This is a genomic window from Streptomyces durhamensis (assembly GCF_000725475.1).
In the GTDB taxonomy this organism is placed as follows: Bacteria; Actinomycetota; Actinomycetes; order Streptomycetales; family Streptomycetaceae; genus Streptomyces; species Streptomyces filipinensis.
The window spans coordinates 1-344 of record NZ_JNXR01000151.1; the positions used below are offsets into that span (position 1 = coordinate 1).

Here is a 344-nt window from a genome sequence, read left to right on the forward strand (position 1 = left end):
ATCGGCCGGAACTTCCCCGAGGCGTTCCAGAAGGCGCTGCGCTCGCTGGAGAAGAAGGGCAGCCAGTTCACGTTCGTCGGCGAGACGGGCGACAAGGAAGCGCTGCTGCGCGAGGCCGTACGCCCCACCGACGGTCGGATCAACACCGTCATGCAGGCCATCCGCGCGGGCGCCACGCCGGAGGAGGTCTTCGAGTACACGAAGATCGATCCGTGGTTCGTGGACCAGCTGTTCCTGATCAAGGAGATCGCGGACGAGCTGGCCGGGGCCCCCGAGCTGACCGCCGAGCTGCTCGCCGACGCCAAGCGGCACGGGTTCTCCGACCAGCAGGTCGCCGAGATCCG

1 pseudogene is annotated in these 344 nt (G+C 68.0%); it reads left to right on the forward strand.

The features are described from left to right. A pseudogene (carB, locus tag IO33_RS0142185) lies at positions 1–344 on the forward strand (carbamoyl-phosphate synthase large subunit); the annotation flags it as partial.